Below are 20,145 nucleotides of genomic sequence, written 5' to 3' on the forward strand. Positions count from 1 at the left end.
CGAGAAACGCCGCGTTGTCGGACCGGCGACCACGCGACAACGATGAAAAATCGGACCAAAGTTTCTGGACCGGGATTCGGCCAGCGATTCGAGCTAGCGACCGACGGCAACGTATCACGTTTCTATCCTGTCGGCCATAATTTTGATTATCCCTCCATTGAGCATGTAACGTAAACTATGACGATGTATCTGTTCTCTGTTACAAGGTTTTTTGCGTCATTAGCCGAGGGGAGTAGCCAATGAGCGACGAACGGGACGCCGGGGGTGACGCCTCCGACGAGGAACCACGGCGGGGCGACTCGGTCCGCGACCGGCCGGACAGCGACGGGAGCGACCGACACGCGCGCGACGATTCGGAATCCGGAGGCGTGGACGGGGCGACTGACGAAGGCACAGACGCATCGACCGACGATACCGAGGCTGACGGTATCGAGTCCGGCGATAACGAGAGTGACAACGCCGAGTTCGACGATACCGGAACCGACGACGAAGGGAGCGACGCGGCGGCCGACGACGCCGCTGACGACTCCGACGACGTCGAGGCGGAGGGTGAGTCCGACGAGAGTGACTCCGACGAGGGTGACTCCGAGGAGTCCAGCGATAGCGAGTCGGATGCCGACGAGAACAGTTCAGCGGGTGACGCGGACGACGCGGACGGAGACCCCGACGACGAAACCGAGGGGCCGCGCTCGCTCGAACTCAGCGACGAGAAACTCGCCAGCGCGGGCGTCACGGTCGGCGAGTACGACTGGGAGGAGTTCAAAGAGGAGTTCTTCTACGAGAACGGGAGTCCGCCGACCAACTGGCGCGGGAAGGCCCGGCCCTTCGACCCCGAGGAGTACCTCGGTTACGACCCCGACGAGATCCCCGACCTGGTCGAGGAAGGCGCGGAGACCGCCGCGGGCCTGAGTGCGTACTTCGAAGCGTACCTCGACCCCGAGGAGACGCCGGTCGCGCTCGGCGAGTACCTCTGGGAACACTTCCGGTACGAGTACTACTACGACGGCGAGGGGATGGCGCTCCCACGCGACGACGAGGGCGATGTCGTCCCCTTCGACCGGAGCGAGTGGCTCGGCCACGACGACGTCGGGGCCAGCGTCTTCGAGGCCGGATGCGCCGTCACCGACCTCAGCGCCTCGTTCGAGGCGTGGCTCGACCCCGCGACGACGCCCGTCACGAAGGGCGAGTACTACTGGGAACACTTCAAGTACGAGTACTACTACACCGACACCGACGTCACCGCGCCCGAGCGACCGCGGGACGACGAGGGCGAAATCGAGCGCTTCGAGAAGGAGGAGTGGCTCGGCTTCCCCGAGGAGGACCTCGAATCACTCCTCGCGGAGGGCGCACACGACGCGCGAAAGCTCCTCGAAATCGAGGACGAGCGCACCCTCGACGTGCCCGAGGAGTTAGACGAGGACGCCTTCTTCTCGACCGTCGAGGGCCACACCACGCTGGTCAATCGCTACGACCTCGAAAAGGAGGTCGCGCTCCCGAAGAAACGCCACTTCCGGGAGGTTGACCGCTACTGGGTCAACAAGCCCTACTCGTTCGTCGTCATCTTCCACTCCGCGAAGGAGAACGAGACCAAGTACTATCTCGTCGAGCCGTACTGCACCCCCATCGAGGACGACCTCAAGGAGTTCCTGACGAAGAAGCTTCGCTCCTCGATAAAGTACTCCAGCGACGACGTGGTGGTCGAAGCCGAAGACGAAGAGCGCGCCGAAGTCATCGAGCGCGAGGCCCTGCAACTGCTCGCGCGCTACGACCTCTACGCCGAGAACGACGGCGAGCGCGCCGAGCAGCTGAAGGAACTGCTCGACCGCTACGACGAGACCCGAGACGCCGTGAACGCCTACGTCGAACGCCTCCGCGAGGAGACCGACGAGGCGTTCGAACCGGTCCGGGAGTTCGTCGAAGAGCGCCGCGAGCGACGCGCCGAGGCGGCCGACCGGGGGGATAGCGCAGAAGACGGCGAAGCCGAACCCGGAGACGCGGCGGAAACCGACCCGGAAGCGGTCGAGGGGGTCGAAGCGTCGCCGGACGTCGACGAGCAGACCGACCCCGACGCCGCGACCGACGGCGAGGAGATCGCCGCGGACGGGGGCGCGGTCGGCGACGACCCGGACGCGGGGACCGACGCCGAAGTCGAGTCGCCCGGCGAACCGGACGCGGCCGTCGCGTCCGCGACTCCCGGCGACGAGGTGACTGACTCGGACGAGGCGGCCGCGGACGCCGACCGACCCGCGCCGTGGAATCCCGACGAACCGGACGAGGAGAGCGACCTCCCGGCGACGACCGACGAGGCGACCGAACCGCGCATCCGACTCGACGAGTACTTAGACCTCGACTTCGAGGCTGAGGGGAGCCTCCGTGAGCAGGTCCGGGCCGCGGTCGAGGCCAAAATCGCGGCGTTGGAACCCGACGAGGAGGGCGGACTCGACGGCATCGCGGTCCGGCCCGAACCGGTCCTCATCGAAGAGGACAGCGACGACCTCTCGGAGTATCAGGCCGAGAAGCTGCTCTACTACCTCCGGCGGGACTTCGTGGGCTACGAGCGCATCGACGGCATCAAGCACGACATCAACGTCGAGGACATCTCCTGCGACGGGTACAACTCGCCGGTCTTCGTCTACCACACCGACTACGAGCAGGTCATCACGAACGTCTACCACGGGAAGGACGAACTGGACGACTTCGTGGTCAAGATGGCCCAGCGGTCGGGCAAGGGCATCAGCAAGCGCCAACCGCAGGTGGACGCCACCCTGCCGGACGGCTCGCGCGCACAGCTCACCCTCGGCCGCGAAGTGTCGGACCACGGGACCAACTACACCATCCGGCAGTTCAAGGACGTGCCGTTCACCCCGGTAGACCTCGTGAACTGGAACACGTTCTCGCTCGAAGAGATGGCGTTCATGTGGCTCGCCATCGAGAACCACAAGTCGCTCATCTTCGCCGGGGGTACCGCGTCCGGGAAGACCACCAGCCTGAACGCGGTCTCGCTGTTCATCCCGAGCAACTCCAAGATCGTCTCCATCGAGGACACCCGCGAGGTCGAACTGCCACAGCGCAACTGGATCGCCAGCGTGACCCGTCCCTCGTTCAGCGACGACGACAAGGGCGACGTGGACGAGTTCGACCTGCTGGAGGCCGCGCTCCGCCAGCGACCCGACTACATCGTGATGGGCGAGATTCGGGGCGAGGAGGGTCGCACGCTCTTCCAAGTCATGTCCACCGGGCACACGACCTACACGACGTTCCACGCCGACACCGTGGGCGAGGTCCTCAAGCGGTTCACCACCGAACCCATCAACGTCAGCAAGACGCTGTTCACCGCGCTCGACCTGGTCTCCATCCAGACCCAGACCCGCGTGCAGGGGAGCAAGGTCCGCCGGAACAAGTCGCTGACCGAAATCAACGAGTACAGCGCCGAGAACGACGAGATAAACGTCCAAGACATCTTCCAGTGGCGCGCGGAGGACGACGAGTACATGCGCCTCTCGGGGTCGAACACGATGGACGAGATTATGTTCGACCGCGGGTGGGACCGCGACAGACTGGAGAACGAGATTCTGAAGCGCCGGGTCATCCTCGCGTACCTCATCAAGAACGGGCTGAACGAGTACAGGCAGGTCGCGGCCACCGTGCAGGCGTTCATCAACGACCCCGAGACCATCCTGACGCTGGTCGCCAACGAGAAACTCGAAGAGAGTTTGCAGGACCTCCGGGAGATGGAGAGCGTCCAGATAGACGTGGACCCGAAGAAAGAGGAGATGGTCCCCCGGCCCGACCCGACCGAGGACATCTACGACCTCGCCAAGGGCATTCTCGCGGAGGCCGAGGACCGACTCTTGGACGACTACCGCGGGGCCGACGCCGACGTCGATGGTCTGGCCGTCGCGCTCGCGGAGTCGGCCGAACCCACCGACGCGCCCGCCGAAATCGAGGCCGACTCCGGCGAAGGCGACCGGTCCCGAGACGACCCGCCGAACGCCGACCCCGACGGTCCCTTCGGCGGCGACCTGCTCGACTCGACACCGCAAGACGGGGGCCCGGTTGAGGACACCGAATCGGTCGGCCCGGAGGACAGCGTCCGCAACGTCAACGACGCCGGGGAACTCGGGAACTTCCCCGACGTGTACGACGAGAGCGAGGACGAGGCGAGCGACGGGTTCGACCCCGACGAGTTCGCGGACGAAATCGTCGGCGCCGACTCGGTCGCCACCGACGACCTGGACGGTGATTCCGGCGACGAGAGCGGTTCCTTCGGCGACTTCGAGGCCGCCTTCGACACCGACGACGAAGCCGGGTCGGACCCCGAGAGCGAGGAGGACGAGACATGAGCCACGGGGCGTCGAGTCCCGAGCGGTCGGCCGACTCGCTGGCCGACACGTTCTACCCCCTCTTCGACTACCTCTTCGACGAGGACGGCGACTTCGTGGCCGACGTGGAGACCAAACTCGCCGAGGCGCGGATGCCCGACACCGTCGAGTTGTACCTCTCGCGGGGGCTGGCGGTCGGCGTCCTCGCGGGCGCGCTCCTCTGGTTGCTCGGCACGCTCGTCGGCTACGTGCTGTTCATGACCGGCGTCATCGAGGTGGGCGTTCTCATCGGCGTGCCGGTGCCGAACCAGTTCGTCGCGTGGATAATCCGGACGTTCAAGATTCCCTCGCTGGTCGTCGCCAGCGGTCTCGTCTTCGGCGCAATCGGGTTCGCCATCGGCTTCGGCATCGTGGTCGGCATCCCGTACATGCGGGCCAGCGAGCGCGAGAGGGAGATAAACATGCTCCTGCCCGACGCCATCTCGTTCATGTACGCCCTCTCCATCGGCGGGCTGAACCAGTTGGAGATTCTGGAGGCGATGGCGAAGGCCGACGACACCTACGGCGAGGTGGCCCGCGAGTTCCAGTCCATCGTCCAAGAGACCGAGTACTTCGACACCGACTACCGGACCGCCATCCAGAAGCGGGCCTTGGAGACGCCGAGCGACGAACTCTCGCAGTTTCTGACGGACATGCTCTCCATCGTCAACTCCGGCGGGGACATGAGCGACTTCTTGGACGACAAGAAGGACAAGCACATGCGGACCGCCAAGCAGCAACAGGAGATGACCCTCGAGACGTTGGAACTGTTCGGCGAGATGTACATGACCCTCTCGCTGTTCCCCCTGCTCCTCATCATCATCCTCGTCATCATGTCGATGCTCGGGCAGGCCAAGGAGTCGATGCTGTACGCGACGGTGTACGGCCTGATTCCCCTGACGGGCGTCGGCTTCCTCGTGTTGGTCTCGACGGTCAAGCAGGACGACCCCGGCGACGGCTACCTCAACCCCTCGGACGCCGGCGACCGACTCGAAGCCTCGACCGGCGCGGGCCTGCTCCACCTCGGACTCATCGAGACGTACGTCGGCGAGTTCTCGATCTTCGACCGCATCAAGAGCCGCGAAGGAACGTTCGAGACGGTCGAACTGCTCAAGCGACCGCACATCTTCTTCCGGGAGCATCCGCTGTTCATCCTCGGGCTGACGTTCCCGGCGTCGCTCGTGCTGGTCGGCAACGCGGTCTGGACCGGGGCCGCGCCCCGGACGTTTCAGGAGATGGTCGCCCGGCCCATCTGGGGCACGTTCATCTACGTCTACGTCCCGGTGTACGTCAACTTCCTCCCCCTCGCAATCTTCCACACGTGGAACGTCAGGTCCCGGCAGGCCGTCATCAGCAAGCTCTCGGACAACCTGCGGAAGCTCTCGTCGGCCAACGACACCGGCCTGACCCTGCTCGAATCCATCCGGACGGTCGCCGACACCTCGACCGGGAAACTCGCCGACGAGTTCGACGTGATTCACGCCAAGGTCGAGTACGGGATGAGCCTGAAGGCCGCGCTCATCGAGTTCAACAACCGGTACCACATCCCGCGACTCGCCCGGACCGTGAAGCTGGTCTCGAAGGCGCAGGAGGCCTCCAGCCAGATTACGGCGGTCCTCTCGACCGCGGCACAGGCCAGCGAGAATCAGGACGACATCGCCCGCGAACGCAAGTCCCGCTCGCGGATGCAGGTCGTCATCATCATCATGACCTACCTCACCCTGCTGGCGGTGATGGCCATCCTGAAGGTGAAGTTCCTCGACGTGATGGCCGGCCTCGCCAGTCAGGCGTCGTCGAGCGGCGGCGGGGCCGGGTCCTCGCAGTTCGGCGGCGGCATCGACACCACGCTCCTGTCGATGCTGTTCTTCCACGCCGTGACCCTGCAAGCGATTCTGTCGGGGTTCATCGCGGGCTACATCCGGGACGCCTCGCTCATGTCCGGCGTGAAGTTCGCCGTCGTCCTCCCGACGGTCGCGCTGATAACCTTCGCGTTCATCTGACCATGCCCCGAGAATCCCCCTCTCCGGAAGACGGCCGATCCCCCGACGAGCGCGAACGCCGACCGGCCGGTTCCGAGCCCCTTCCCCGAGCACAGACCAGCATCGACTTCGTGGTCGGGATGAGCGTCTTCCTGCTGACGATAGCGTTCGTCGTCGCGTTCCTGCCGGGCGTCTTCGAGCCGTTCACCGCCACCGGGTCGGGCGACGTGCTGGCGGCCGACCGGACCGCCGGACTGCTGGCCGAGCAGTTGCTCGCCGACCCGACGTCTCCGGGGGTGTTCGACTCGGCGTGTACCGCCGAGTTCTTCGACGCCGCGGGCGACGGCGCGGCCGGCGTCGCGGGATGTCAGTACGCGACCGACGCCGCGGACTTGGACGCCGCGCTCGGTCTCGGTCCCGCGACGGCGGTCAACCTGACGATAGAGAACGACGGGACCGTCCAGTCGAGGCGCGGGGTCACGCTCGCGGCCGGACCGACCCCGCCGCGGTCCGAGAGCGTGGTCGTCTCCCGCCGAGTGATTCTGCTGGGCGGCGACGACGCGGACCTCTACGTGAGGTTGTGGTAGCGTGTCGGCGAACGCTCCCCCCGACCGCGGGAATCGGGTCCGAACGCGGTCCCGCGGGCAGGTCCACACCCTCGAAGCGTTCACGGCCGCGCTACTGGTCGTCTCGGGCGTGCTGTTCGCGCTACAGGCGACCGCGGTCACGCCGCTGACCGCCAGCACGTCGAACCAGCACATCGAGAACCAACATCGGACCGCGGCCGCCGACGTGCTGTCGGCCGGGGCGGAGAACGGCACGCTCCGTCCCGCGGTGACGTTCTGGGACCCGGACGACTCGGCGTTCGTCGCGGCCGGCAGTCGCGGCTTCTACACCAACGGCGGGCCGCCCAACGCCTTCGGGGCCGCGCTGAACGACACGTTCGGCGGTCTCTCGACCGCCGGGCGACGCATCGCGTACAACGTCGAAGTTAGATACCGGACGCCCGACGGCGACACGCGCAAGCAGACGATGGTCTACATGGGGTCGCCCAGCGACAACGCGGCGGCCGCGACCCGGACCGTCGTCCTCGCCGACGATACGCCGCTCTCGGGCGCGAGCGGCAACGTCTCGTCGGCGAACTTCTACGCGCCGGACGCCGCGCCCAACGCGAGTTTCTACAACGTCATGGAGGTGCGCATCGTCGTATGGCAGATGTGAGGCATCGACTCCGCGGCAGTCGCGGAGACCGGGACCGAGAAGGCGGTGGAGGCGACCGGCGCGACCGCGGTCAACTCATCCTCGTGACCGGTCTCGCGGTCGCGGTGACGCTGGTCGCGCTGGTCCTGCTATTGAACACGGTCATCTACACACAGAACCTCGCCACCCGCGGGGCCGAAGTCGAAGACGACGCCGCAGTCTCGTTCCGACAGGAGGCCATCGCGGGCGTCGGCGAGGTCGTGGACGCCGAGAACCGCGCGGAGTACCAGACTCGCGCGAAGGTGGAGGCGAACGTCACCGCGGGCATCGAGCGCTACGACAGCGTAGCGTCGCGCTACCGCGCCGAGCGCTCGACCATCGCGCAGGTCGATACCGGAACGCTCTCGCTGACCGAGGGGCGCATCCTCCGCCAGACCAACGCCTCGCGGAACTTCACGAGCGCCGGGGGAGCGAACGGGTGGACGCTCGTCGAGGACGCCGGGTCGGGCACCGCGCCGGGCGTGCGCCGCTTCAGACTGACGGTCAACCGCGACGAACTGAGCCAGACGAAGAGCGACGCGTTCACCGTCGTCGCCGACGGAAGCTCGCGAGAGTGGCGCGCCCGCATCTACAACCCCAGCGGAGGTGCGACCGTCGCCGTCGCGGTGAAGAACGGGAGCGAGGGGACCGCCGATACGGTCTGTTCGGTGACGGCGGCGTCGGCGACCGTGGACCTCACGTCGGGCCGACTCGGCGGCGAGCGGTGTCCGGCGCTCGACTGGGCGAAGGGCGTCGCCGCGCCCTACGACGTCAGGTTCGAGCGCGCCGACGACGCGACCGGGACCTACGAGGTCACGGTCGACACGTCGGCGGCCGGGACCGCCGTCCAGACCGGGAACTTCGCGGGGCCGGGAGCCGGCCAGTCGCCGCGGTGGGCACCCGCGGTGTACGCCGCCGAGTTCGAGATTCACTTCGAGACGCCGAACGTCGCGTTCCACACCACCGTCCGGGCCGCGCCGGGTGAGCCGCGATGACGGGGAGAACGCCCGACTCCCGGCGGCTCCGCGACGACACCCGGAGCGTCTCGATCACGGTCAACTACGCGCTCAACCTCGTCGTGGCGACGATGCTCATCGGCGGGGTGTTGACCGCCACGGGCGGGATGGTTCAAGACCGGCGGGAGTCGGCGGTCCGGACCGAACTCTCGGTCGTCGGCGAGCGCGTCGCGAGCGACCTGATGGCCGCCGACAGGTTGGCCGAAGTCGGGAGCGCCGGGCCGGGCACCGACCCGACCGTCTCGATTTCGGTGACGCTCCCCGAGCGCGTCGGCGGGACGCGCTACGACGTGTCGATTCGGACCTCGCCCGCGGTAATCGTCCTCCGGTCGGACACCCCCGAGGTGACGGTCCGGGTCGGGTTCCACCACGACACGCCGGTCGAGGAGACCACGGTCCGGGGCGGGAACCTCCGCATCGAGTTGGCCGGCGACGGCGACGTGGAGGTGGTGGCGGCGTGACCGACGGCCGCGCGAGGACCCGACGCGGACTGCTGGACCGCCGGGGCGTGAGCGAGACCATCGGCTTCGTCTTCGTGTTCGCCCTGGTGACGGCCTCGGTCGGCGTCGTCTACACGACCGGCATCGGCGGGCTCGAAGACGCCCGCCAGGACGAGCAGTTGACCAACGCGGTCCGGGCGTTCGACGTGCTGGACGACAACGTCGGGGACCTGACCCGCGAGGGCGCGCCGAGTCGGGCGACCGAACTCAAACTCTCGGACGCGACGCTCGGGTTCGGCGACCCGGTGAGCATCGAAGTGCAGGTCAACCACACCGCCACGGACGCCAACGCGACGTACTCGGCGACGACCCGACCGCTGGTCTACTCCGGCGCGGCGGGTGACGTGGTGTACTCGGCGGGCGCGACGTTCCGCGTGGACGGGGGCAGTGCCGCGATGCGGGCCGAACCCGGCCTGCTCGTGGACGACCGGCGCTCGATGGTGCCCATGCTGGTGACGTACCCGCGTTCGGACTCGGGCGGCGTCGGCGGCTCCTCGACGGTCCTGCTGGTCGCCTACCGCCAGTCGCAGAACCTCGACGGCTCCTTCGATACCGGCCCCGACGCGGCCGACGAGGCGCGGGTCAACGTGACGGTGGATTCGCCCCGCGCCGCGGCGTGGGGACGCTACTTCGAGGATAAGGGAATGACGGCCATCGACGGCGACGCGACCGACGGCGACGTGACCTACCAGTTCCGGACCGACCATCTGCTGGTCTCCGAGACCGTCGTCGAGTTCGACGTGAAAGGCTGAGTCGGAGTTTTTGTAATTTCCGGATGCGAACCGACGGCGGTTCTCAGCGACTGAGAATCCGTCTCGGCTCAGGCGCTCGTCACGTTCACGTGGCTGACGCTGATGTGGAGGTAGGTCAGTCGCGGGACGTTGTCCGCCGCGCCGACGACCGGGTCCACCGACCGGAGCGCCCGGTCGAAGTGAATCGACCCGCCCGCCTGCAACAGGGTACTGCCGCCGCCGACGACGCCGCCGAACAGTTGCGCGTGGGTCTGAATCGTAATCGACCCGGACTGGCTGTCGGTGCCCGGCGCGTAGATGAGACCGACGAACGTCGCGTGGTCGTCGAGTAACACGTCGAGACCCGGCTTGGCGTACACGCGGAACGTGGGCGAGTGGTGAGTCGCCGTGTCGCCGACCTCGCCGCCGATTACGTGGAACTTCGAGCCGGTGGTGTAGAGTTTCACCATGCCGCCGTCCGGGTCGGTGACCTCGACGGTCACGTCGGACCACACCACGTCGTCGTCTACGACGAGCGTGATGTCGCCGCCCGAGTTGTCCAACACCAGCGTCTGAGAGGAGTCGAGGTTGTCGTCGTCGATGTAGTACGCGCCCGAGGGCAGGGTGAGCGTCGATTCCGACTGGTTCCACTGTTCGCCGTCGATGGCAGTCACGGCGTCGTTGTCGTTGTTCGAGGCCTTGCTGTACGTCGCGGCCTTCGCCGTCACCGTGTCGCCGATGGGGCTGATTTCCGGAACCGTCCCGTTGTTGGCCTGCCAGCCGGACACCGCACTACAGTCGGAGTTGCCGCCACCGCCGTTACAGTCGATGGTGCCGCCGTAGGAGACGTTGCCGTGAACCGTGACGCCGCCCCCGAACTCCACCGTGCCGCCGCCGGTCCGCAGGTCGCCGTAGACTTCGGCCCCGCCGGTGAGCTTGACGCTCCCCTTCGTGACGATGGTGCCGTCGTAGGGCGGCGACGGACTGCCGGGGTACGCCCCGTCGGAGGAGTTGTAGCTGTCGGTGAACGACGACCCGCCCGCGCCCTTGATGGTCATCTGGTCGGGCGTGGTTCCGGCCAGCGCGTTCGTGACGTTGCGGGTCCGGGTCGGGACGACCAGCGTGATGAACACGCGGTCGCTGTCGTGGTCGTAGGAGACGCGCCCGCCCGTCCGTTGCTCGAAGAACCGACCCCACGCCTCGTAGTACTCGCTCTGGACCGTGACGTTGACCTCGCCGTTCTCCAGCGGGTTCCGGAAGTCGGGGTTGCCCTGCTTCGGGAACTTCGATTCGGTTGGACCCCCCTGGGTCACGCGGACCGTCCCGTCGAGCGAGTCGGTGCCGTTGACTGTGACCAGCGGGAGCGTCAGCGTCGTGCCCCGGTAGTGGAACTCCGGCGGCGAGACCATCGTACTTCCGCCGCCGGTGCGCTTCCAGACGCCGCCGCCCTGATAGGCGATGCTGGTGTCGCCGTTGGCGTAGATTATCGCGCCGAGCGTCTGATTCATCACGACGTGTTCGGTCGTCCCGTCGGTCCGGTTGACCACCCTGACGCGCATCCACCCGCTTCGGTTCTCGACGGCGACGCTATCGACGCCGAGCGAGGTTCGCTGGACGGGCGACGACCCGATGCCGACCAGACTCGCCTTCGAGTCGAGTTGCGTCATCGCGTTCTCCGCGCTGTCTATCTCCGAGGCCTGTTTCGCGTCGTTCAGCGCCGACGACCCGAACGACACGATGAGGCCCGTGCCGACGATGGTGATAGCGAGCAGGAGGACGACGCCCAGCACCTCCGACTGGCCGCGACCGCCTGCACCCGTCGCTCGTCTTCGCGTCCCCGAAAGCTCGAACCCTCGCCGACCGGTCATATCCGCCTCATGGAACCACTGGTTTATAAACTAACCCGCCACGTATCGGTAAAAATTCAACAGCGCGCTGACGCGACCGGCGGGGCGGACGGTCTCGGTCGTCCTCTCGGCACGAGTGCGGGCGTCGCCGATTCGACCGGAAATCCGGTCGTGTTCGGCGGTCGGTGACCACCGGACCGTCCGCGAATCCCGCCCGTCGAATCACCCGCTCTCGGCGCTCTGTCCGGCGATTCGACGCACCGGAAAGTCTTTGTACGCCGCCCACTGATAACGGGTAGCAACCAGAATGAGTATGTCGAGAAAGAACATCGATCCTGTGGAAATCGAATCTACCGCCGAAAACGGCGACTCCAACTCTACCTACGTCTTCGACATCAGCCAGCACATGCTCGACGGGGAGGTGTGTACGGGTATCGCGCTCGCACTCTCGGAGGTGGTCGAGCGAGACCCCGCACAGATGACGCCGCTCAGTTCCGTGGTGGACTGCGACGCACTCCAGTTGTTCTTCCGAACGCGGCGATACGGCGACCTCCGCGACGACGTGTCGGTGTCGTTCCCCTACGACGTCTACGAGGTCACGGTCCGTTCGAGCGGTCGCATGCTCGTGCACGGCTAACCGCGGGAGTTCGCTTCGGCCGACGCCGAGTTCACCGGTTCGCGTTTTCGACCCGACTCCGACCGCCAACAGTGATTACTCCGGCGCGCGTACCACCGCGAGATGCGCGACCTCCTCGGACCGACGTCCCTGAACCTCGCGGCGCTCGCGGTCGTCGCGGCGGTCCTCGGCGTCGCCTACGTCGCGTCCTCCCCGCTGGTCCGCTACGGCGCGTGGCTCGTCGCGTTCGCGGTCTGGATGGCGTGGTTCGTCGTCGTCGCGCGCGAGTGGATTTCGCGGGCCGACTTCTGACTCGCGCGTCGCTCCGCTAGTCGCCCGGCGAGCGAACCCAGCGTGGCGTTCCCACGCACGATGCAACCCTTTAAAAGTGTAGAGTACTTATTCTGGGTGTGAGTGAAAATTCTGGGCGACGGAACCTCCGCATGCCCGACGACTCCGAACAGTTCGCTATCGTGACCGAGATGCTCGGCAAGAACCGCGTTCGCCTTCGCTGTAACGACGGCGTCGAGCGCATGGGCCGGATTCCGGGCCGGATGCGAAAGCGAATCTGGATTCGACGCGACGACATCGTGCTGTGCGAACCGTGGGACTGGCAGGACGAGAAGGCCGACATCGAGTGGCGCTACGACGGGTCCGCGCAGGACCAGCTCCGACGCGAAGGTCACATCAACGTCTGATACTCCCGCATCTTCTGCGAGTCACGTTCCGGACGACCAGCCCCGGTTGTCGCTCGCGGGTTACTATTCGTGCGAGTCGTCGGTCTCGATCTTCGGAAACTCGATAAATCGGTCACGAGGGGTCGGCGTATGGAAGACGACGGTATCGAAGCGGTTCTCGACGGTGACGAGAGCGTAAGCGACCTCGACGACGAGCAGATCGAGGCGGTGTTGGACGATATCGACGACGCCGTCGCGCGTATCGACGCGACTATCGAGTCGCTGAACCGGCACAAGCGGACGCTGCGGGAGAAGGCCGACGAACTCCGGACGTTCCAGAAACAGCGTGAACTGTTCCCGGAAGACGCAGTCGAGAGCCTCGATAATCTCGTCGATACAGTCTCGACGCTCGAATCGGAGGACGACGCCGACGGCGCGACATCCCTGATTGGGGACGAAACGGACCGAAGAGAGTAGTTTCCGACGGAATCGAGACGATGCTTGGGACGAAGCGACGGGAAGAAGTGGACTCGTCGGGATTTGAACCCGAGGCCTTCCCCGTGCCAGGGGGATGATCTACCGCTGATCTACGAGCCCTCGAACGCATTTCTTCGTTGGCCGGGGGTACTGATAAACCTCTCGGATTCTATCCACCAGCGGGGAGCGACGTGAGGAAGCGGAGGGTGACGTTTCCGGACTCGGTTCTCGACCCGAGAAAGTCGGCGACGAGGAAACAACCTCTAGCGGCGAAAGCGACAACGACTTAAAGTGGCCTCCGCAATTCCTTGCTACGGGAACAGCACAGCCGCAAATCTGACTCGTCGGGTGCTCGCGGGCGTCGCCCGCTCGCGACCGAGGTCGTTCGACCTCGCCTTTTTCCCGACTCGGGATTGCGGACGTGCGCCGCGTCAGACCGACGCATCAGCACGCGACGCCTCTCTGCGTCAGCTACCAGCGGCCTGTGCAGTTCCAATCAGAAATTATGGCACGAATGCACACCCGCCGCCGCGGCTCGTCGGACTCCGACAAGCCCGTGGCAGACGAACCGCCGGAGTGGAGCGACGTAGACGAAGACGCAATCGAGGAGCGCGTAGTCGAACTGGCCGAGCAGGGCCACAGCCCGAGCCAGATCGGCCTCAAACTGCGCGACGAGGGCGTGAAGGGCACGCCGATTCCGGACGTGAAGCTGGCGACCGGCAAGAAGGTCACCGAGATTCTCGACGAGAACGACGCCGACGACGACCTGCCGGAAGACCTTCGCAACCTCATGAAGCGCGCGATCCGCCTGCGCGAGCACATGGACGAGAACCCGCAGGACGCCCAGAACAAGCGCGCGCTCCAGAACACCCAATCGAAGGTCCGCCGTCTCGTGGACTACTACCGCGGCGACGAACTCGACGCCGACTTCAAGTACTCCTACGAGAACGCGAAGGAACTCCTCGAATAGATGTCCACCTCGGGTCGAAGCGGAACCGACGGGGCAGCCCCCTCCGCCAGCGACGTGGCCGCCGGACTGCGCGAGGCCGACTTCGTTCGGGTCCTCGCGCGCGCCGACGGCGACTGCCTGGCGGCCGCGGGACTGCTCGCTCGCGCCTGCGCCGACCGCGCGACGCCGTACCAAGTTCGGGTCGGGCGCTTCGGCGAGACGCTGGCCGGCCCCGACGACGCCGATTCGACCGACCGCGACGACGCGACCGACGCCGACGACACCACGGTCGCAATCGGGCTCGACCCCGCGGCCGACGTTCACCTGCCGGCCGCCGAGACCCCGGCGAGCGTGACGGCCTACGACGCCGCGGGCGAACTCGGTGCGACCCCGGACGCCGTGCTGGCGCTCGCGGGCGTCGTCGCCACCGGTCGCCCCGCGAGTACGGGCGAGAGCGCACACGTCCTCGAACGTGCTCGCGAAGCCGGAGTCGCTCGCCGACCCGGCGTCGGCGTGCCGACCGACGACCTCGTGGACGGACTCGCCCACTCGACGCTCGCGCACGCCGACTACTCGGGCGACGGGGAGGCCGTGCAGGCCGCGCTGGCCGAACTCGGTCTCCCGGCCGAACTCGACGAGGCGGCCCACCGCGCGGTCGCCTCGGAGTTCGCACTCGCGGTCACGGGAGCCGAAACCGCGACCGACCGCGCCGCGGAAGCCGTCGAGCGTGCGCTCCGACCGCACGCGATTCCGAGCGCGGGGTCCGGAGACTCGTCGGGCGACGAACCCGGTAACGAGTCCGACGGCGCGAGCGCGTCCGGCGAGGTCTTGCCGGACGCGCTCGCACCGTTCGCCACGGTCGAAGGCTACGCCGACGTGCTGGAGGCGGTCGCGCGCGAGCGACCGGGGGCCGGCGTCGCGCTGGCGCTCGGCCACGACGCGCGCGCCGACGCGCTCGACGCGTGGCGCGACCACGGAGAGCGCGCTCACGCCGTCCTGCGCGAGGCCACGACGGGCCGGTACGACGGCCTCTTCGCGCTTCGCACGGACGACGCGCCGGTCGAGACGGTCGCCCGTCTCCTCCGGGACTTCCGGTCGCCAGAACCCGTCGCACTCGTCGTCGGCGAGTCGGAAGCCGCCGCGACGGCGGTCGAAGATTCGGCCGTCGGCGCGGCGATGACCGAGGCCGCGCAGTCGGTGGGCGGCACCGGCGGCGGGACGCTGTCCCGCGGCTACGCCCGCTTCGACCCCGAGACGGACGCCAAGGAGTTCCTCGCCGCCTTCCGGGAGGCCAGACCGTGACCCGACGCCCAGACTCCGACGAGTCGGCCGAGCGCGCGGACGACGAGTCCGCCGGTCGCTCGGCGACGATTCGGACCGAACTCGACGACGCCCCCATCGTGGCGGCGTCGGTTCGCCCGGACAACACGCCCGAAATCGACACTCGCGTCGAGGAGTCCGGCGACGACGGTGGCGCGGGCGACGGAGCGGTCGTCACGACCGTCGAGCGCGAGACGACCGGCGGTCTTCGGACCACGGTGGACGACTACGTGGTGAACCTCGCGGTGGCGCAGGAAGTGGCACAGGCAGGCAACCGATTCGCAGACCAGCAGTCAGACACAACCCAACCATGAGTGAACGATCCGTATCCAAGCAGAAACAGGAAAAACGGTGGTACACCATCCACGCTCCCGAGCAGTTCGACCGACAGGAGCTCGGTGGCACCCCCGCAGACGAACCGGACAAAGTTCTCGGTCGTAACATCGAGACGACGCTGGGCGAGCTGAAAGGCGACGCCAGCGAGAACAACACCAAGCTCACGTTCAAGATCAACGACGTGGGCAGCGACTCGGCGTACACCGAGTTCATCAAGCACGAGCTGACCCGCGACTACCTGCGGAGCCTCGTGCGCCGCGGTGCCTCGAAGATCGAGGCGTACATCACGGTCCTGACGACCGACGACTACCGCGTTCAGATTCAGCCCGTCGCGTTCACGACCAAGGACGCCGACGCGAGCCAAGAGCAGGCCATCCGCCGAACGATGATCGACATCGTGGAGGAGGCCGGGAAGGACCGCACCTTCGAGGACCTCATCGACAGCGTGGTCGAGGGTCGGCTCTCGTCGGCCATCTACGGCGAGGCCAAGACCATCTACCCGCTGCGCCGCGTCGAGATTCAGAAGGCGACGCTGGAAGCCCGTCCCGAAGAGGTCGCCGCCGAGGAAGAGACCTCCGTGGACGTGGACGAAGAAGAAGTCGAAGTCTGAACGCGGCGCTTCCGACGGCACTCGATTTCTCGTTTTCTTCGCGTTGGGAGTCGCTACTCCGTCACGACGACCTTCCCGACCATCCCGGTCGGCTCGTGGGGGATGCAGAAGTAGTGGTACTCGCCGGGAATCTCGAAGGTCCGCTCGTAGGTCCCGCCGGGGCTGATGTGGCCGTCGAAGCCGCTCCGCCACCCCTCGCGCGCGGCCGCCTCGGTCTCGAAACCGCCCGACGCGAAGTACTCGGCACCCTCCGGAATCTGGCCCTCGTAGGCCGTGACGGTGTGTCTCCGGTTGCCCGTGTTCGCCCAGACGACGGTGTCGCCCGCCGCGACTTCGAGGGTTTCGGGCCGGAAGAACGCCGACCCCATGCCCACGTCGTAGTCGCTCGGCGCGTCGGCCCCGCCGCCGAGGGCGGTACACCCGGCCAGACCGACTGCTGTGACGCTCGCGGCCCCGGCAAGGAAGGTTCGGCGGTCCATACCCCTGCCTCGGACTTCGAGCGATTTAGGTCATGCGGAACCCGCTCGCTCCTGTCTCGGCGCTCACTGGTTCTCGTCCTCGAATCGCCACCGCGTCGCGTCCGCGGGGTAGTCGCGCCACGCCAGCACCGTCTCGGGCCGGACCGCGAAGAACGGCGTTCCGTGGCGAATCCCGTACTTCTCGTCGTACGCCGCGTCGATGCGCTCGATTCGCTCCGGGTCGGCGGTCTCCTCGTCGATTCGCTCGGCGGTGCCCTCGACGATGACGACCGCCTCGCCGCTCTCGCGGTGGACCGCGACCTCGGGGTTCGCCGCGAGGTTGCGGACCCAGCGCGTGCGCTCGCCGCCGCCACAGTGGAACCGGTCGTCCACCCAGACTCCCCAGACAGGTCGCGCGTGAGGGCGGCCGTCCGGTCTCGTGGTCGAGAGCCAGTAGGTCCGGTCGTCGGCCATCCGCGACGCGACGAACTCCCACGACAGCAGGCCCTCCTTCGTCGCGGGGATGCCGTAGCTCGCTTCGGTCTCGGGGCGGTCCCGGCGCGCGTCGGGAGTCGCGTCGGGCGAGTCGGTCGCTCCGCCCGCCGGGTCGTCTCGGTCGGTCATCGGGGCGAGTACGACCCGCGAAGGCAAAACGTCGCCCGTCCGGTGGACTCGCGGACTTGTCCGACGGCCGAGAGTCCGCCGGATATAAAGACGTATCAACGGCCGTCGCACACCCGACACGTATGGAACCCCGGTTCGTCGGTCGGCTCGGCGTCGCCGACGCGGTGACGGTCGCAAACGCCGCGCTCGGCTTCCTCGCGGCCGTCGCCGCGACTGTCGAGCCGGAACTGGCCGCTCGACTGGTGTTGCTCGCCGCGGTCGCCGACGGTCTCGACGGCGTCGTCGCCCGGAAGCTGGGAAGCACGCCAGCGGGCGAGTATCTGGACTCGCTGGCCGACGTGGCCTCCTTCGGCGTCGCGCCGGCGGTGCTGGTGTTCGTCGTCGCGCGCGGGCGGTGGCCCCTCTCGGAACCGTCTGCGACGACGATTGCGGTCTTCTCGGTGCCCGCGCTGTTCGTGGCGATGGCGGTCGTCCGGTTGGGGCTGTACACCGCCTACGACGTGGGCAACGGTCACACTGAGGGCGTGCCGAGTACGCTCTCGGGCACGATTCTGGCCGCGAGCGTACTGGCTGGCGTCGAGAACGCCGCGGTCCTGCTCGCGGCCGCGGGAGCCTTCGCGTACCTGATGGTGACGCGCGTGACCTACCCGGACCTGTTCGCCCGCGACGCGCTGGCGATGGGCGGCTTGCAAGCGCTGGCCATCCTCGCCCCGGCCGCGTTCGGGCGGACGTTCCCCCGACTGCTCCTCGGGGCGGCGCTCGCGTACCTCCTGCTCGGCCCGCGGTTCTACTGGCGGGAGACCGACCGTGACGATTCGACCGCCGATGCCGTTCCCGGCGACTCCGCTTCCGACGACTCCGCTCTCGGCGACCCTTCCCTCGACGAGTCCGCTTCCGACGACTCTGCCCCCGACGAACCGGACGTGCGGGAAGTCGAGGGCAGAGAGGTCGGCGACCCGCGAGGGTGAAGGGAAACGCTCTTGAAGTGTACGCACCGAGTTTTGCACATATGAGTCCGGTAAGCCTTGCGGGGTGGGAAGAATGAGCGACGAGGAAGAGGCCGACGAGACCGAAACCGAGGAGACGCCGGAAGCGGACGAGCAGACCGAGGAGACGGAACTCGACACGACGCCGCTCTCCGAGGAGGAGATCGAAGCGGAACTCGACGAGGCCGAGGCGGAACTCGAAGACGCCGAGACCGAGGCCGACTTAGACGTGGTGGAGGCGCACCTCGACGAAATCGAGGGCCACGTCGAAGACGCCGACCTGCCGGAACCCGACGACGAGGACGAGGAGGGTCCCCGCGAGCAGTTCGAGGACCGCCTCGCGGACCTCCGGAGCGACCTCGAAGAACAGCGCGGCCCCTACGCCGAGGACGTGGTCGAGGACGTGAGCGCGGCCGGAACCACCGTCGAGGAGACCGAGTGGACCGACGACGGCCGCGAGGAACTTGTCGAAGTGGTCGAGGCGTTCGTCGCCGACGTCGAGGAGATTCTCGGCGTGACCATCTCCGCGCCCATCTCGGCCGACATCGAGGACCTCGCCAGAGCCATCGAGGACGCCGCGGTCGAAATCGGCGAGGCGGGACTCGACCCCGACGAGGACGAAGCGACCATCGCGGAACTCCAAGACGCCGCGTCGGACCTCGAAGGCGGCGTCGATGCCGCCGAGGAGTGGGACGACCTCGAAACCCGCGAGCAGTTGCAGGCGCAGGGCTACTACGAGGTCCTCGACCACCGCAAGGATTACCCGCCGGAGTGGCACGCCCTGAAGGTCTGGGAGAAGCGCGGCCGGGCCGACATGGTCCTGCTCGCGCTCGACAGCTTCCAGTCGAACTTCATGGAGGAACACTGCAAGGACGCGCTCGAACGGATGGGTCACCCCGACTCGCTCGACAAGATGAAGGAACTCGCCCAGCGTCGGGACGAGTCCGCCATCCGCACTATCGGGAAGATCGGCGACGAGGACGGTCTCGACGCGGTACTGGACTACGTTGACTCGGACCCCGGTCTCGCCAAGCCCGCGCTCAGAGCGGTCGGCGAAATCGGGAGCGAGGAGGCGACCCAAGACGTCGCCGAGCAGCTCGCGTCCGACGAGTCCTCGATTCGGAGTCAGGCCGCCCGCGCGCTCGGTCTCATCGGCGACACGCGCGCCATCGAACCGCTGGCGGACCTGCTCGAAGACGACGAGGCCGACGAGGTCCGCGCAAGCGCGGCGTGGGCACTCAACCAAATCGGCACCGAGCGCGCGCTCGACGCGGTCCGGCCCTACGCCGACGACCGGGCGTACCTCGTGCAGGCCGAGGCCGAGAAAGCCGTCGAGAGCGCGAGCCGACCCGCGGCGTAAGCACCGATTACCGACTCGCTCGTATTACGACGACCGTCGGTCGGTCGATTCAGTACGAC

The 20,145-nt window shown here is 67.3% G+C and carries 20 protein-coding genes and 1 tRNA gene; 17 read left to right on the top strand and 4 right to left on the bottom strand.

What is annotated here, in order from left to right:
* Positions 1-239 precede the first annotated feature (239 nt).
* From M0R88_RS18760 to M0R88_RS14110, 7 genes are read left to right on the top strand one after another with little or no spacing between them, the layout of a single operon-like run.
* Complete coding sequence (locus tag M0R88_RS18760; protein ID WP_368409351.1) at positions 240-4,343, top strand: ATPase, T2SS/T4P/T4SS family; 4,104 nt, start codon at positions 240-242, stop codon at positions 4,341-4,343.
* Positions 4,340-6,361 (top strand): type II secretion system F family protein, encoded by a 2,022-nt coding sequence (locus M0R88_RS14085; RefSeq protein ID WP_248654130.1) that lies wholly within the window; start codon positions 4,340-4,342, stop codon positions 6,359-6,361. The genes M0R88_RS18760 and M0R88_RS14085 overlap by 4 nt, the downstream gene beginning before the upstream one ends.
* 2 nt (positions 6,362-6,363) lie before the next feature.
* Positions 6,364-6,927 carry a DUF7287 family protein gene (locus M0R88_RS14090; protein ID WP_248654131.1) on the top strand — a complete coding sequence of 188 codons (564 nt, stop codon included), beginning with the start codon at positions 6,364-6,366 and terminating at the stop codon, positions 6,925-6,927.
* 1 nt (position 6,928) lies between these two features.
* Positions 6,929-7,561 carry a DUF7288 family protein gene (locus M0R88_RS14095; RefSeq protein ID WP_248654132.1) on the top strand — a complete coding sequence of 211 codons (633 nt, stop codon included), beginning with the start codon at positions 6,929-6,931 and terminating at the stop codon, positions 7,559-7,561.
* Positions 7,549-8,574, top strand: a complete 1,026-nt coding sequence (locus M0R88_RS14100; RefSeq protein ID WP_248654133.1) for a DUF7261 family protein — start codon at positions 7,549-7,551, stop codon at positions 8,572-8,574. The genes M0R88_RS14095 and M0R88_RS14100 overlap by 13 nt, the downstream gene beginning before the upstream one ends.
* Positions 8,571-9,056, top strand: coding sequence for a DUF7266 family protein (locus M0R88_RS14105; RefSeq protein WP_248654134.1), 486 nt, complete (start codon positions 8,571-8,573; stop codon positions 9,054-9,056). Before M0R88_RS14100 ends, M0R88_RS14105 begins: the two co-directional genes overlap by 4 nt.
* Entirely contained in the window at positions 9,053-9,847 is a 795-nt protein-coding gene (locus M0R88_RS14110) for a DUF7289 family protein (protein WP_248654135.1), read from the top strand. Before M0R88_RS14105 ends, M0R88_RS14110 begins: the two co-directional genes overlap by 4 nt.
* A 68-nt stretch (positions 9,848-9,915) precedes the next feature.
* Here M0R88_RS14110 and M0R88_RS14115 read toward each other — a convergent pair whose 3' ends face one another.
* On the bottom strand, positions 9,916-11,694 hold the full coding sequence (locus M0R88_RS14115) for a DUF7289 family protein (RefSeq protein ID WP_248654136.1): 1,779 nt from the start codon (positions 11,692-11,694) through the stop codon (positions 9,916-9,918).
* A gap of 316 nt (positions 11,695-12,010) precedes the next feature.
* Between M0R88_RS14115 and M0R88_RS14120 the strand changes: the two genes are divergently transcribed.
* From M0R88_RS14120 to M0R88_RS14135, 4 genes are all read left to right on the top strand, one after another.
* On the top strand, positions 12,011-12,310 hold the full coding sequence (locus M0R88_RS14120; protein ID WP_248654137.1) for a HalOD1 output domain-containing protein: 300 nt from the start codon (positions 12,011-12,013) through the stop codon (positions 12,308-12,310).
* 102 nt (positions 12,311-12,412) lie between these two features.
* Complete coding sequence (locus M0R88_RS14125) at positions 12,413-12,601, top strand: hypothetical protein (RefSeq protein WP_248654138.1); 189 nt, start codon at positions 12,413-12,415, stop codon at positions 12,599-12,601.
* Between the two features lie 98 nt (positions 12,602-12,699).
* A complete protein-coding gene (gene eif1A, locus M0R88_RS14130; protein WP_135851361.1) occupies positions 12,700-12,987 on the top strand; it encodes a translation initiation factor eIF-1A in 288 nt (95 codons plus the stop codon).
* Between the two features lie 129 nt (positions 12,988-13,116).
* Entirely contained in the window at positions 13,117-13,443 is a 327-nt protein-coding gene (locus tag M0R88_RS14135; RefSeq protein ID WP_248654139.1) for a hypothetical protein, read from the top strand.
* 48 nt (positions 13,444-13,491) lie between these two features.
* Here M0R88_RS14135 and M0R88_RS14140 read toward each other — a convergent pair.
* Positions 13,492-13,563, bottom strand: a tRNA-Ala gene (locus M0R88_RS14140).
* 385 nt (positions 13,564-13,948) lie between these two features.
* On the opposite strand from M0R88_RS14140, the gene M0R88_RS14145 reads away from it, so the two are divergent.
* Genes M0R88_RS14145 through M0R88_RS14160 form a run of 4 tightly spaced genes read left to right on the top strand, consistent with a single transcriptional unit; the run spans position 13,949 to position 16,658 of the window.
* Positions 13,949-14,413 (top strand): 30S ribosomal protein S15, encoded by a 465-nt coding sequence (locus M0R88_RS14145; RefSeq protein WP_248654140.1) that lies wholly within the window; start codon positions 13,949-13,951, stop codon positions 14,411-14,413.
* Entirely contained in the window at positions 14,414-15,694 is a 1,281-nt protein-coding gene (locus M0R88_RS14150) for an exonuclease RecJ (RefSeq protein ID WP_248654141.1), read from the top strand.
* Entirely contained in the window at positions 15,691-16,026 is a 336-nt protein-coding gene (locus M0R88_RS14155) for a KEOPS complex subunit Pcc1 (protein ID WP_368409352.1), read from the top strand. The genes M0R88_RS14150 and M0R88_RS14155 overlap by 4 nt, the downstream gene beginning before the upstream one ends.
* Entirely contained in the window at positions 16,023-16,658 is a 636-nt protein-coding gene (locus M0R88_RS14160; RefSeq protein WP_248654142.1) for a 30S ribosomal protein S3ae, read from the top strand. Before M0R88_RS14155 ends, M0R88_RS14160 begins: the two co-directional genes overlap by 4 nt.
* Positions 16,659-16,711: 53 nt before the next feature.
* Here the strand turns inward: M0R88_RS14160 and M0R88_RS14165 are convergent, their stop codons facing one another.
* Together M0R88_RS14165 and M0R88_RS14170 are read right to left on the bottom strand one after the other, a co-directional pair.
* Positions 16,712-17,137, bottom strand: a complete 426-nt coding sequence (locus M0R88_RS14165) for a cupredoxin domain-containing protein (RefSeq protein ID WP_248654143.1) — start codon at positions 17,135-17,137, stop codon at positions 16,712-16,714.
* A gap of 63 nt (positions 17,138-17,200) precedes the next feature.
* Entirely contained in the window at positions 17,201-17,740 is a 540-nt protein-coding gene (locus M0R88_RS14170) for a pyridoxamine 5'-phosphate oxidase family protein (protein WP_248654144.1), read from the bottom strand.
* Positions 17,741-17,862: 122 nt separating this feature from the next.
* On the opposite strand from M0R88_RS14170, the gene M0R88_RS14175 reads away from it, so the two are divergent.
* Positions 17,863-18,708 carry a protein sorting system archaetidylserine synthase gene (locus tag M0R88_RS14175; RefSeq protein WP_368409353.1) on the top strand — a complete coding sequence of 282 codons (846 nt, stop codon included), beginning with the start codon at positions 17,863-17,865 and terminating at the stop codon, positions 18,706-18,708.
* 73 nt (positions 18,709-18,781) lie between these two features.
* Positions 18,782-20,086 carry a HEAT repeat domain-containing protein gene (locus tag M0R88_RS14180; protein ID WP_248654145.1) on the top strand — a complete coding sequence of 435 codons (1,305 nt, stop codon included), beginning with the start codon at positions 18,782-18,784 and terminating at the stop codon, positions 20,084-20,086.
* Positions 20,087-20,145 lie beyond the last annotated feature (59 nt).

Source organism: Halorussus gelatinilyticus, assembly GCF_023238445.1.
GTDB lineage: Archaea > Halobacteriota > Halobacteria > Halobacteriales > Haladaptataceae > Halorussus > Halorussus gelatinilyticus.